This is a genomic window from Halomonas getboli, assembly GCF_023094245.1.
Taxonomy (GTDB): domain Bacteria; phylum Pseudomonadota; class Gammaproteobacteria; order Pseudomonadales; family Halomonadaceae; genus Halomonas; species Halomonas getboli.
On the sequence record NZ_JALMEW010000009.1, the window covers coordinates 1 to 13,486 of the forward strand.

Here is a 13,486-nt window from a genome sequence, read left to right on the forward strand (position 1 = left end):
TGATCGATTGTTAAAGAGCAGCTCGACTCAACGAAGAGAAGAGCGTCTCGCATCTGCCTGGCCGTTCGGCCGGCGCCCTGCGAGGAAGGCGTATTCTACGTGATCGGCGCGCCGTGTCAACCGGTGATCTTCAAGCCTCCGAAGAAGCGAAGCGGATGACCGAGCGATCGACTCCAGCGTCTGAAGCGATGTCCGATCGAGCGGTGAGCATTCTACCGTTTCCGGCGGACTTGTCAATCGAGCGTTTTCGACAACTTTCGAAAAAACCCAAGAAAAACAAGTGCTTCTACCACTCATCACCGCCTGCAACGTTGCCCGTCGCCGGCAGCGGATGCGTACTTTACGGATTCTCCCGCCGCGACGCAAGAACTATTTTCAGGCAGGTGGCGAGCGCATGACATCGCGTCCGCCATAACCTTATCCACACCCTCTCCCGCGCCCGACCGGCTGTGGACAGACCGGCCCGCCCTCCGGAGACAAGAACGCCCGCACGAGGCGGGCGTCATAGCGAGGCGAGCCAGGATACCGCGATTCAGTCCTTGGCGCCGCCCTTCATCTTGCGCAGCAGTGCCATCACCGGGCCGGAAGCCACATAGGTGCCGAACAGCAGCAGCAGCATCACCGACGGCTCGATGGAGATGACCACGAAGCCGAGCACGATGGCCAGCAGCATCACGAAGGGCACCGGTCCCTTGAGGTCGACGTCCTTGAAGCTGTAATAGCGAACGTTGCTGACCATCAGTACACCGGCGGCGCCGACCAGGAACAGCATCCACAGCTTGAAGCCCAGGGCATCGGCGTCGAAGCTATGGAAGGTCCAGACGCTGGCGGCGACCACCGCCGCGGCGGAGGGGCTCGGCAGGCCGATGAACCAGCGCTTGTCGACGCTGCCGATCTGCACGTTGAAGCGGGCCAGGCGCAGGGCCGCACAGGCCACATAGAGGAAGGCCACGACCCAACCGGTCTTGCCCACGTCCTGGAGGATCCAGGTGAAGGCCACAACCCCCGGCGCCACGCCGAAGGAGAGCATGTCGGACAGCGAGTCGAATTCGGCGCCGAAGGCACTCTGAGTATTGGTCAGACGCGCCACCCGGCCATCCAGGCCATCGAGCACCATGGCGATGAAAATGGCGATGGACGCCGAGGTGAAATCGCCGTTGATGGCGGCGATCACGGCGAAGAAACCGGAAAACAGCGCCGACGTGGTGAACAGGTTGGGCAGCAGGTAGATCCCCTTGCGGCGGACCTTCTTGCCATCCTCCAGCGCTTCCTCGACCACCTCCGACTCACGCAGGAAGGTCTTGGCCAGGTCATCGTCATCATGTGACGACGGGGTCTGTGGCTCGCGATTGCTGGGGTCCTGACTCATGGTGTCATCCGTTGCGACTAGGGTTGGGTCCATTCTACACATAGAGCCCGGCAGGACTCATTGCCCAAAAACGCAAACGAGGGCGCGGTTACCCGCGCCCTCGTTCGTTCAGCGTCGTTCGCGTCCGATCAGTTCTTGGACTTGTCGACCAGCTGATTAGCGGCGATCCACGGCATCATGCCGCGCAGCTTCTCGCCGACCTGCTCGATGGGATGCTCGGCGTTCAGGCGGCGACGCGCGGTCATCGACGGGTAGTTGGTGTTGCCCTCGTTGATGAACATCTTGGCGTACTCGCCGGTCTGGATGCGCTTGAGCGCGTTGCGCATGGCCTCGCGGGACTGGTCGTTGATGACCTCGCCGCCGGTGACGTACTCGCCATACTCCGCGTTGTTGGAGATGGAGTAGTTCATGTTGGCGATGCCGCCCTCGTACATCAGGTCGACGATCAGCTTGAGCTCGTGCAGGCACTCGAAGTAGGCCATTTCCGGAGCGTAGCCTGCCTCGGTCAGGGTCTCGAAGCCGGCCTTGACCAGCTCGACCGCACCGCCGCACAGCACCGCCTGCTCGCCGAACAGATCGGTCTCGGTCTCGTCCTTGAAGGTGGTCTCGATGATGCCGGTACGGCCGCCGCCGACGCCTGCGGCGTAGGACAGGGCCAGTTCCTTGGCGCTGCCGGTGGCGTCCTGATGGATGGCGATCAGGTCGGGGATGCCGCCGCCCTTGACGAACTCGGAGCGCACGGTGTGGCCCGGGGCCTTCGGCGCGATCATGATCACGTCGAGGTCGGCGCGCGGCACAATCTGGTTGTAATGGATGTTGAAGCCGTGGGCGAAGGCCAGGGTCGCGCCCTGCTTCAGGTTCGGCTCGATCTGCTGCTCGTAGATGGCCTTCTGGTTCTCGTCCGGCGCCAGCACCATCACCACGTCGGCGGCCTTGGCGGCCTCTTCGACGGAAGCGACCTTGAGACCGGCGGCCTCGGCCTTGGCGGCAGAGGAGGAACCCTGGCGCAGGGCGACGACGACGTCGACACCGGACTCCTTCAGGTTGTTGGCGTGGGCGTGGCCCTGAGAGCCGTAACCCACGATGGCCACCTGCTTGCCCTGGATGAGGGAGAGATCGCAGTCTTTATCGTAATAAACGCGCATGTGAAGGCTCCTGAAACGAGAATGAAGGTTGGTGTCAGCGTCGATGGCCACCCGCGCCGTCTTGTCGCGGCGCTGAGCGTCAGGCCCCGGGTCTGTGTGCCCGGTCGTTGGCATCGACTCTACGCCAGGCACGTCATTGCGTAAAACGCTATATTTGCAATGCCATATGCCAAAATGTGAAACACTTATCCCATGGACATGCGCCCCCTGAAACACTTCCTCGTGCTGGCCGATACCCTGCACTTCGGCCGCGCCAGCGAGGCCTGCCACGTCAGCCCCTCCACCCTCTCGCGATCGATTCGCCAGCTGGAGGAGTCACTCGGCGTGCCGCTGTTCGAGCGTGACAACCGCCACGTGGCAATGACCCGCCAGGGGCACCACTTCCAGGACTATGCGCGCGACGCCCTGGAAGAGTGGGAGCGGCTGCGTCATTCGCTGATGAGCGAAGCCCTGACCCTGACCGGCGAGATCAGCGTCTACTGCTCGGTGACCGCCAGCTACAGCTTTCTCTACGACCTGCTCAGCGAGTTCCGCACCCGCTATCCGGGCATCGAGCTCAAGCTGCACACCGGCGACCCCGCCCAGGCGATGTCGCGGGTACTGGCGGGCGACGAGGACATGGCGATCACCTCCCGTCCGCGGCGCCTCCCCGAGGCCCTGGCCTTCAAGTCGCTGACCCGCTCGCCGCTGGTGTTCATCGCCCCGCCGGAGGAACGCCCCTGGATACCGGCCACGCCGGAGTCCCCCAGCGCCGACCAGTGGCGCGACGTGCCCATGATCCTCTCGGAGTCGGGGCTGTCGCGGGAAATGATCGATACCTGGTTCCGGGCACTGGGCGTCAAGCCGAAAATCTACGCCCAGGTGACCGGCCATGAGGCCATCGTCAGCATGGTCAGCCTGGGCTTCGGCGTCGGCGTGGTGCCGGGCATCGTGCTGGAGGCCAGCCCGCTGGCCGAGCGCGTCCGGGTGCTGCCGGTAAAGCCGGAGCTCCCCCACTACGACGTCGGGCTGTGCGTGCTCAACCGCCGGCTGAAGAGCCCGCTGATCGACGCCCTGTGGGCCGAAGTCGAGGAGCGCGACTGAACCTCGAGTCAGTCGACCACGAAAAAGCCGCCCCGAGGGGCGGCTTCTTCGATCACGCGGGTCGTGCCGAGATTACAGCGACAGCACCTTGTCGGCGCGGGCGATGCCCGACACCCCGGTGCGCGCCACCTCGAGCAGCCCCACCGGGGACATGGCCTCGAGGAAGGCGTCGAGCTTGCTGGCGTCGCCGGTGATCTGGACGGTGTACTGGCTCGGCGTCACATCGACGATCTGCGCCCGGAAGATATCCACCGTACGCTTGACCTCGTCCCGCGCCGCCCCCAGCGCCTTCACCTTGACCAGCATCAGCTCGCGCTCGATGTGACTGCCCTCGGTCAGGTCCACCAGTTTGACCACATCGATCAGCTTGTTGAGATGCTTGGTGATCTGCTCGATCACCCGATCGTCGCCGATAGTGGTCACGGTCAGGCGAGACAGCGTCTCGTCCTCGGTGGGCGCCACGTTGAGGGTTTCGATGTTGAAGTTCCGCTGGGAAAACAACCCCACCACGCGAGACAGGGCGCCCGGTTCGTTTTCCATCAGAATCGAGATGATATGGCGCATCAGGTCCGCTCCGTCTTGGAAAGCAGCATGTCACGCATGGAGCCCAGGGGCACCTGCATCGGATAGACGTGCTCGTGAGGATCCACGGCGACGTCGAGGAACACCAGCTCGTCGTTGTCGGCGAAGGTCCGTTCCAGGGCCGACTCGAGTTCCTCTTTCGTCTGCACCTTCAGCGCGGTAAAGCCATAGGAGCCGATCAGCTGCTGGAAATCGGGCAGCGACTCCATGTAGGAGTGGGCATGACGGGACTTGTAGTTCAGGTCCTGCCACTGGCGCACCATGCCAAGCGAGGCGTTGTTGAGATTGATGATCTTGACGCCACCACCGAACTGCTTACAGGTGGAAAGCTCCTGCATCATCATCTGAAAGCTGCCCTCGCCGGTGAAGCACACCACCTGCTCATCGGGGAAGTTCTGTTTGATGCCCATGGCCGCCGGGAAGCCGAAGCCCATGGTGCCGAGCCCGCCGGAAGTGACGAAGCGGTTGGGCTTGTCGAACTTGTAGTACTGGGCGGCGAACATCTGGTGCTGGCCCACGTCGGTGGTCACGTAGGCCTGGCCACGGGTCACGCGACAGACGGCCTCGATGACCTCCTGCGGCTTGAGCACCTCGCCCTCGGCGGAGGGCTCGTAGAGCTTGCCGCGGCGCTCCTCGCGCCAGCCGTCGATGCTCTGCCACCACTCGGCGAGCGCCTCGGGGTTGGCGATCTCGCGGCCCTGCAGCAGGCTGATCATCTCGTTGATCACGCTGCCCGCCGGTCCCACGATCGGCACGTCGGCGCGCACCGTCTTGGAGATCGAGCTCGGGTCGATGTCGACGTGGACGATCTTGGCCGTGGGGCAGAACTTCGAGGTGTTGTTGGTCACACGATCGTCGAAGCGCGCGCCGATGGCGACGATCAGGTCGGCATGGTGCATGGCCATGTTGGACTCGTAGGAGCCATGCATGCCCAGCCAGCCGAGACACTGCTGATCGCTCTGCGGAAAGGCGCCGATGCCCATCAGGGTGGTGGTGATCGGGAAGCCCAGCCGCTTGACCAGGTCGGTCAGCCCCTCGCTGGCGTCTCCGGTCACCACGCCACCGCCGGTGTAGAAGACCGGCCGCCGCGCCTTGAGCATCAGCTCCACGGCCTTCTTGATCTGGCCGGTGTGGCCGCGGGTGACCGGGTTGTAGGAGCGCAGCTTGACCTTCTTCGGATAGACGTACTCGTAGCGCTCGGTGGGGGCGGTCATGTCCTTGGGAATGTCCACCACCACCGGGCCCGGTCGCCCGGTGGACGCCAGGTAGAAGGCCTTCTTGAGGACTTCCGGAATCTCGCTCGGATGCTTGACCGAGAAGCTGTGCTTCACGATCGGCCGGGTCACGCCGACGATGTCGGTTTCCTGGAAGGCGTCATCGCCGATCAGGTGGCTCATCACCTGGCCGCACAGCACCACCATGGGAATCGAGTCCATGTAGGCGGTGGCGATGCCGGTCACCGCGTTGGTCGCGCCGGGGCCGGAGGTGACCAGCACCACGCCGGGCTTGCCGGAGGCACGGGCATAGCCGTCGGCGGCGTGGGTGGCGGCCTGTTCGTGGCGCACCAGGATGTGCTTGACCTTGTCCTGGCGAAACAGGGCGTCATAGATATGTAGCGCCGCGCCGCCGGGATAGCCGTAGATGTATTCGACGCCCTCGTCTTGCAGGAAGCGGGCGATCATGTCCGCGCCGGAAAGCAGTTCCACTGATGTTTCTCCCCTGGAGGTCTCGAGTGCGATCCGCGCCCTCGTGATGGGCACGGGGTCGAGTGCGGCGGTATGCCGCTGCCGGTCTCGCCGGCACCTGATGCCAAACCCTGGCGTATGGAGGCCCGGTTAGGGCCAGCACTCTAATCACGGCGGGTTACCGCGTCGGGGCGTTGGCCAGGCCGGGCGGTTAGCCCGGACCCGGAAGTCCTTCGGCGGGTAGAGGCCCGTTGGCCTACCCTTCGCGCGGGAGTCGGGGGTCGCCCGCTGGAGTCCGCGCCCGATAATCAGGAAGGATCAAGATTCCAATAGCCCCCGAAGAGTGTCAACCGTCACACGGAACGGCATGCGCCGATCGACGCATTTCGTCGGTTTCTCTCCTCGGTCATCGGCGCAACTTCAGACGAAAGTCTTAAATTCTCGACTCGCGGCCGTCTGGCGTTGCTGCTTTAATGATACCAGCTGACACGATTCACCTTGCCTGCTTGTCCCATCCGTCGTCGATGATGCCCTTCCCGGGGATTCGAGCACCCAGCAGATGAATCGATTCACCCAACCCAGACTTCACTTCACCGAGGAGACACCCATGTCGCGCATCGTGCAGTGGTCCATCACCGTGGCCCTGGCCGGCTTCCTGTTCGGCTTCGACACCGCAGTCATCTCGGGCGCCGACCAGCCCATCCAGGCCCTCTGGGGGCTCAGCGATCTCCAGCACGGCCTGCTGATCATGTCCATGGCCCTGTGGGGCACCGTGATCGGCGCCATCGGCGGCAACTGGCCGACCGACCGCCTGGGCCGCCGCGCCACCCTGCTGCTGATCGGCATGCTCTACCTGGTTTCCGCGGTCGGCTCGGCGCTGGCCACCGATCCCTACTGGTTCTCCCTGTTCCGCCTGCTGGGCGGCATCGGCGTCGGCATCTCCTCGGTGGCCGCGCCCACCTACATCTCCGAGATCGCTCCGGCCAAGCACCGCGGCACCCTGGTCGGCCTGTACCAGTTCAACGTGGTGTTCGGCATCCTGATGGCCTTCGTGTCCAACTACGTGCTGGGCAACCTGTTCGACGACGACGCCTGGCGCTGGATGCTCGGCATCGAAGCCGTGCCGGCGCTGCTCTACACCCTGCTGATCAGCCGCGTGCCGCGCAGCCCGCGCTGGCTGATCCTGCATCGTCACGACACCCAGGGCGCCCGCGAGGTGCTGCTGCGCCTCGACCCCGCGGCCGACGTCGATGCCCAGATCGCCGAGATCCAGGCCGCCGAGGCCAGCGAGGAGCGCGCCCACGCCGGCTTCTTCTCCGGCCGCTATCGGCTGCCGATCCTGCTGGCCTTCCTGATCGCCTTCTTCAATCAGCTCTCGGGCATCAACTTCATCATCTACTATGCGCCGCGGGTGCTCGAAGCCGCCGAGCTCGGCGCCAACACCGCCCTGCTCTCCACCGCCGGCATCGGCCTGGTCAACCTGCTGTTCACCATGCTCGGCATGGCGCTGATCGACCGCCTGGGGCGGCGCACCCTGCTCTACATCGGCTCGGCCGGCTACCTGGTCTCGCTGGTGCTGATCTCGCGCGCCTTCTTCAGCGGTGATCTGGGCGGCCTGGACGTGCCGCTGCTGCTGGGGCTGTTCATCGCCGCCCACGCCATGAGCCAGGGCGCGATCATCTGGGTGTTCATCGCCGAGGTGTTCCCCAACCACGTGCGCGCCCGCGGCCAGTCCTTCGGCAGCTCGGTGCACTGGGTGTGCGCGGCGCTGATCGCGCTGCTGATGCCCTGGGTGCTCGGCACCTTCAGCGGCGGCCCGGTGTTCGCCTTCTTCGCCGTGATGATGGCGCTGCAGCTGGTGTTCGTGATGTTCCTGATGCCGGAGACCAAGGGCGTCTCCCTCGAGGATCTGCAGAAGCGCCTGGTGCGCGAGCCACGCGGCAAGCGCGAGGCCTCGAGCGCCGCCGCCCAGCGCGCCTGACGCGACGCGCCGTCGAGAAGACGGCCCGGCAAAAGCAAACCGCCCGCGCCTTTCGGCGCGGGCGGTCTCGTTTCAGGCCGGGAAAAGCCTCAGCTCTGGAACACCAGACGGTCGCCCTCGGCCTCGACGCGGATGACGTCGCCCGGCGAGAACGCTCCGGCCAGCAGGTCCTGGGCCAGCGGATTCTCGAGGCGATTCTGGATCGCCCGCTTGAGCGGCCGCGCGCCGAACACCGGGTCGAAGCCCACCTCCGCCAGCTGGGCCATGGCCGCGTCGGAGACCTCGAGCCCCAGATCGTGCTCGGCCAGCCGCCCGCGCAGGCGCTCGAGCTGGATGGCGGCGATGGCCTGGATCTGCTCCTGGCGCAGGGCGTGGAACACCACCACCTCGTCGATGCGGTTGATCAGCTCGGGACGGAAGTGGGTGCCGACCACGTCCATCACCGCGGACTTCATCTGCGCATAGCCGCTGTCGTCGCCGCCCATGGCCTGGATGATCTCCGAGCCCAGGTTGGAGGTCATCACGATCACGGTGTTGCGGAAATCCACCGTGCGACCCTGGCCGTCGGTGAGGCGGCCGTCCTCGAGCACCTGCAGCAGGATGTTGAACACGTCCTGGTGGGCCTTCTCGACCTCGTCGAGCAGCAGCACCGAGTAGGGCTTGCGGCGCACCGCCTCGGTCAGATAGCCGCCCTCCTCGTAGCCGACGTAACCCGGAGGCGCACCGATCAGCCTGGCCACGGAGTGCTTCTCCATGAACTCGGACATGTCGATGCGCACCATCGCCTCCTCGGTGTCGAACAGGAAGCCGGCCAGCGACTTGCACAGCTCGGTCTTGCCCACCCCGGTCGGGCCGAGGAACAGGAAGGAGCCGTTGGGGCGGTTCGGGTCGGCGAGCCCGGCCCGGGAGCGGCGCACCGCGTTGGCCACCGCGGTGACCGCCTCGTCCTGGCCGATCACCCGCTCGTGCAGCGCTTCCTCCATGCGCAGCAGCTTGTCGCGCTCGCCCTCGAGCATCTTGGACACCGGGATGCCGGTCCAGCGCGACACCACCTCGGCGATCTCCTCCTCGGTGACGTTGGAGCGCAGCAGCTGATGCTGCGAGGTATCGGCCTCGGCGGCGCTGGACTCGGCGATCTTCTGCTCGAGCTCGGGAATCACCCCGTACTGCAGCTCGGACATCCGTCCCAGGTCGCCCTGGCGCCGGGCCTGCTCGAGGTCGATGCGGGCCTTGTCGAGCTCGTCCTTGAACTGGGCCGCGCCCTGGATACTGGCCTTCTCGGCCTTCCAGATCTCGTCGAGGTCGGCGTACTCGCGCTCGAGCTCGCCGATCTGCTCCTCTAGGCTGTCGAGGCGCTTCTTGGAGGCCTCGTCGGTCTCCTTCTTGAGGTGCTCGCGCTCCATCTTGAGCTGAATGAGACGGCGGTCGAGGCGATCCATCTCCTCGGGCTTGGAGTCCAGCTCCATGCGGATCCGCGAGCAGGCCTCGTCGATCAGGTCGATGGCCTTGTCGGGCAGCTGGCGGTCGGTGATGTAGCGGGTCGACAGCTTGGCCGCGGCGATGATCGCGCCGTCGGTGATGTCGACGCCGTGATGCACCTCGTAGCGCTCCTTGAGGCCACGCAGGATGGCCACGGTGTCCTCCTCGGAGGGCTCGTCGACCAGCACCTTCTGGAAGCGGCGCTCCAGGGCGGCATCCTTCTCGATGTGCTGGCGATACTCGTCGAGGGTGGTCGCGCCCACGCAGTGCAGCTCGCCGCGCGCCAGCGCCGGCTTGAGCATATTGCCGGCGTCCATGGCGCCTTCGGCCTTGCCGGCGCCGACCATGGTGTGCAGCTCGTCGATGAACAGGATGATCCGGCCCTCCTCCTGGGCCAGCTCCTTGAGCACCGCCTTAAGGCGCTCCTCGAACTCGCCGCGGAACTTGGCCCCGGCCAGCAGCGAGCCCATGTCCAGCGACAGCACACGCTTGTCCTTGAGGCCCTCGGGCACCTCGCCGTCGACGATGCGCTGGGCAAGCCCCTCGACGATGGCGGTCTTGCCGACCCCGGGCTCGCCAATCAGCACCGGATTGTTCTTGGTCCGGCGCTGCAGCACCTGGATGGTACGGCGGATCTCGTCGTCGCGGCCGATCACCGGATCGAGCTTGCCGCTGATGGCCCGCTCGGTGAGGTCCAGGGTGTACTTCTCCAGCGCCTCGCGGCTCTCCTCGGCGTTGGGATCGCTGACCTTCTCGCCGCCGCGCACGCTGTCGATGGCGGTCTCCAGCGCCTTGCGGGTCAGCCCGGCCTGGCCGAGCAGCTTGCTCACGGCGTGGCGCATCTCCAGCGCGGCCAGCAGCACCAGCTCGCTGGCGATGTACTGGTCGCCGCGCTTCTGGGCCTCGCGGTCGGTGAGGTTGAACAGCTTCATCAGGTCGCGGGAGGGCTGCACCTCGCCGTCGAAGTCGCCGACCTTCGGCAGGTCGTCGAGATGGCCGACCAGGCCGTCGCGCAGCCTGGCGGCGTCACCGCCGGCCTTCTGCACCAGCGCCTTGACGCCGGTGTCGGTGGCATCGAGCAGCGCCAGCAGCAGGTGGCCGGGCTCGAGCTGGTTGTGACCGTGCCCCACGGCCAGCGACTGGGCGTCGGCCACGGCGTTCTGCAGCTTGGCGGTGAACTTGTCGATTCGCATAGCGTTCCTCCGTCGGGGTAGCGACGCGATTCGGACGCGCCGCCTGTCCCGGTGTCATGGATCTTGACATCCTAGATGGCGTCAGGATGGACGGCTTTCAAGTCGACCGCCGGAGGAAGCTCGGGGGGAGTTGATATGGATCAAGCGCGGGAGGGGCGCAGGAGGTGAGGAGCGGGGAGTAAGGCGTGAGGGGAAAGGTTTCCCTCACTCCTCACACCTTGCCCCTCACACACAACGCGTCAGCGCAGCCAGATCATGCTGGCCATGCGGCCGGTCACGCCGTCGTCGCGGCGGTAGGAATAGAAGCGGGATTCGCAGGCGGTGCAGAAGTGGCCGCCGCTGATGTGGGCGAGCCCCAGGCGCTCCAGGCGCAGGCGCGCCAGCTTGTAGAGGTCGGCCATGTAGTGGCCCAGCCGATAGGGGCTCGGCACGAAGGCCTCGGCGGCGTCGGGCTGCACGGCGACAAAGGCCTGGCGCACCTCGCTGCCGACCTCGAACTGGGCGTTGGAGATCGCCGGCCCCAGCCAGGCCATCAGCGACTCCGGCGGCACGCCCAGGGCGGCCACCGTGGCCTCGAGCACGCCGCCGGCCAGCCCGCGCCAGCCGGCGTGGGCCACGCCGACGCGGTGGCCGTCCCTGTCGCAGAAGAACACCGGCAGGCAGTCGGCGGTCAGCACCACGCAGGCGTGGCCGCGATCGAGCGCCACCGAGGCGTCGGCCTCGGGCGGCGTCTCGACGTACTCCGACTGCACTCGGGCGCCGTGGGCCTGGTCGAGCCACAGCAGCGGCCGGTCGTCGCCGACCTCCTTCTGCAGCTGACGCCGGCACAGCGCCACGTGCGCCGAGTTGTCGCCCACGTGCTGCGCCGGGTTGAAGGCGGCGAAACGCCCCTGGCTGGGCCCGGTCTCGCGGGTGGTGACGCAGGCCGCCACCGAGGGCGGCGCCGGCCAGTCCGGGCGAATCAGGGTCGGGCGCAGGTCGAGGGCATCGCTCATCGCGGTTTCCTTAGCGGCGGGTCTCGCGGTCTTCGCGCAGGAAGTCCAGCAACATCAGCATGTCATCCGGCAGCGGCGCGCGAAAGGTCAGGGTCTCGCCGCTGGCCGGATGCACGAAGGCCAGCTTGCGGGCGTGCAGGGCCTGGCGGGGAAACTCGCGCAGCACTTCCTTGAGCGTCTCGCCGGCCCCGGCCGGCAGCTTGAGGCGACCGCCGTAGACCGGGTCGCCGATCAGCGGATAGCGCAGGTGCGCCAGGTGCACGCGGATCTGATGGGTGCGGCCGGTCTCCAGCTTGCAGCGCACGTGGGTATGGGCGCGGAAGCGCTCCACCACCCGGTAATGCGTCACCGCCGGCTTGCCGGAGGCCGTCACCGCCTGGCGCTTGCGGTCCTTGGGATGGCGACCGATGGCAGCGTCCACCTTGCCGCCGGAGGTCATCACCCCGACCGACACGGCGTCGTACTCGCGGGACACGGTGCGCGCCTGGAGCTGTTCCACCAGCGCGGTCTGGGCGGCGAGGGTCTTGGCCACCACCATCAGGCCGCTGGTGTCCTTGTCCAGGCGGTGCACGATGCCGGCCCGCGGCACCGCCGCCAGCTCGGGGCAGTGATGCAGCAGGCCGTTGAGCAGGGTGCCGTCCGGGTTGCCGGCCGCGGGGTGCACCACCAGGCCCGGCGGCTTGTTGATCACCATCACCTGATCGTCCTCGTACACCACGTCCAGCGGGATGTCCTCGGGCTCGAAGCGGGCATCGTCCTCGACCGTGGCGGTCAGCGCCACGGCCTCGCCGCCGTAGACCTTGTCGCGGGGCTTGGCGGGGCGGCCGTCCAGGGTCAGCGCGCCCTCCTTGATCCAGGCCTTGAGGCGTTCCCGAGAAAAATCGGCGAAGAGGTCGGCGGCGGCCTGGTCGAGGCGCAGGCCGGCCATGTGCTCGGGGACGCGGTGCTGGGCTTCGAAGGTCTGGGACATGGACTCGGTGATCTTCCGTCTGGGCGGTGGAGCACGCTCCGGCGGCGCGGCATCGCGCTTGGCGCGGTGACTGCGTTTTGCCACGAGGTGCTTTATAGTGGGCGAATTCGGGCCGATTCTAGCACGGCCACCCAGGGTTGTTTGACACGAGGATCACGATGCGCGTTATCACGACCGGACCCCGCCTGGCCGTCATGCTGCTGGCGAGTGCCCTGCTGGCCGGCTGTGCCAGCTCCCCCGAAGAGGAGGCGCCTGACCTCCAGGCCAACCAGCTGTACCGGGAGGGCCGCTCGGCACTGGAAAGCGGCAGCTACACCACCGCCATCAACCGGCTCGAAGCCATCGACACCCGCTTCCCGTTCGGCGACACCGCCGAACAGGCCCAGCTGGAACTGATCTACGCCTACTACGAGACCGACGACTTCGAGAAGGCGCGGGCCGCGGCCAGCCGCTTCATCCGCCTCCACCCGGATCATCCCCAGGTCGACTACGCCTACTACCTGCGCGGCCTCTCCGCCTGGCAGGCCGGCCGCTTCAGCCTCGAGGGGCTGAAGCTGATCGACATCTCCAAGCGCGACCTGGGCGCCACCCGCGACGCCTACTCTGACTTCCGCGAGCTGATCCAGCGCTTCCCCGACAGCCAGTACGCGCCGGACGCCCAGCAGCGCATCGTCTACCTGCGCAACCTGCTGGCCCGTCACGAGCTGCAGGTGGCCGACTTCTACCTGCGCAAGGGCGCCTACCTGGCCGCGGTGCAGCGCGGTCGCTGGGTCATCGAGCACTATCCCGAGTCCCAAGGCACCCGCGACGCTCTGGCGGTGATGGTCGAGGGCTACATGGGCCTCGACATGACCGAGCGGGCCCGCGAAAGCCTGAAGGTGCTGATCGACAACGCCCCGGATTACGATCGCCTCGACGGCCGCACCTTCGACCCACGCTACGTCAAGGCCGACCCGCTCACCGCCTGACAAGCTGCAAGCTGCAAGCTGCAAGCTGCAAGCTGC

The 13,486-nt window shown here is 66.6% G+C and carries 10 protein-coding genes; 3 read left to right on the forward strand and 7 right to left on the reverse strand.

The window, feature by feature from the left end; genetic code table 11:
- Window positions 1-532 precede the first annotated feature (532 nt).
- Window positions 533-1,369, reverse strand: a complete 837-nt coding sequence (gene pssA / locus MYL53_RS15500; protein ID WP_247854852.1) for a CDP-diacylglycerol--serine O-phosphatidyltransferase — start codon at window positions 1,367-1,369, stop codon at window positions 533-535.
- Between the two features lie 128 nt (window positions 1,370-1,497).
- On the reverse strand, window positions 1,498-2,514 hold the full coding sequence (gene ilvC, locus MYL53_RS15505) for a ketol-acid reductoisomerase (RefSeq protein ID WP_247854853.1): 1,017 nt from the start codon (window positions 2,512-2,514) through the stop codon (window positions 1,498-1,500).
- Window positions 2,515-2,706: 192 nt separating this feature from the next.
- On the opposite strand from ilvC, the gene ilvY reads away from it, so the two are divergent.
- Window positions 2,707-3,597, forward strand: a complete 891-nt coding sequence (gene ilvY / locus MYL53_RS15510; RefSeq protein ID WP_247854854.1) for an HTH-type transcriptional activator IlvY — start codon at window positions 2,707-2,709, stop codon at window positions 3,595-3,597.
- A 72-nt stretch (window positions 3,598-3,669) separates the two neighbouring features.
- Here ilvY and ilvN read toward each other — a convergent pair whose 3' ends face one another.
- Window positions 3,670-4,161, reverse strand: coding sequence for an acetolactate synthase small subunit (gene ilvN / locus MYL53_RS15515; RefSeq protein ID WP_247854855.1), 492 nt, complete (start codon window positions 4,159-4,161; stop codon window positions 3,670-3,672).
- Window positions 4,161-5,885: an acetolactate synthase 3 large subunit gene (locus MYL53_RS15520; protein WP_247854856.1), complete on the reverse strand. Its 1,725-nt coding sequence runs from the start codon at window positions 5,883-5,885 to the stop codon at window positions 4,161-4,163. The genes ilvN and MYL53_RS15520 overlap by 1 nt, the downstream gene beginning before the upstream one ends.
- A gap of 586 nt (window positions 5,886-6,471) precedes the next feature.
- Here MYL53_RS15520 and MYL53_RS15525 point away from each other — a divergent pair.
- Window positions 6,472-7,845 (forward strand): sugar porter family MFS transporter, encoded by a 1,374-nt coding sequence (locus MYL53_RS15525; protein ID WP_247854857.1) that lies wholly within the window; start codon window positions 6,472-6,474, stop codon window positions 7,843-7,845.
- 89 nt (window positions 7,846-7,934) lie between these two features.
- Here MYL53_RS15525 and clpB read toward each other — a convergent pair whose 3' ends face one another.
- The 3 genes from clpB to rluD all read right to left on the reverse strand — a co-directional run bounded on the left by clpB (window position 7,935) and on the right by rluD (window position 12,482).
- Entirely contained in the window at window positions 7,935-10,517 is a 2,583-nt protein-coding gene (clpB, locus tag MYL53_RS15530) for an ATP-dependent chaperone ClpB (protein ID WP_247854858.1), read from the reverse strand.
- 239 nt (window positions 10,518-10,756) lie between these two features.
- A complete protein-coding gene (pgeF, locus tag MYL53_RS15535) occupies window positions 10,757-11,512 on the reverse strand; it encodes a peptidoglycan editing factor PgeF (RefSeq protein ID WP_247854859.1) in 756 nt (251 codons plus the stop codon).
- Between the two features lie 10 nt (window positions 11,513-11,522).
- Window positions 11,523-12,482, reverse strand: coding sequence for a 23S rRNA pseudouridine(1911/1915/1917) synthase RluD (gene rluD, locus MYL53_RS15540; RefSeq protein WP_247854860.1), 960 nt, complete (start codon window positions 12,480-12,482; stop codon window positions 11,523-11,525).
- Between the two features lie 158 nt (window positions 12,483-12,640).
- Between rluD and MYL53_RS15545 the strand changes: the two genes are divergently transcribed.
- Window positions 12,641-13,450: an outer membrane protein assembly factor BamD gene (locus tag MYL53_RS15545; RefSeq protein WP_247854861.1), complete on the forward strand. Its 810-nt coding sequence runs from the start codon at window positions 12,641-12,643 to the stop codon at window positions 13,448-13,450.
- The last annotated feature ends 36 nt before the right edge of the window (window positions 13,451-13,486 follow it).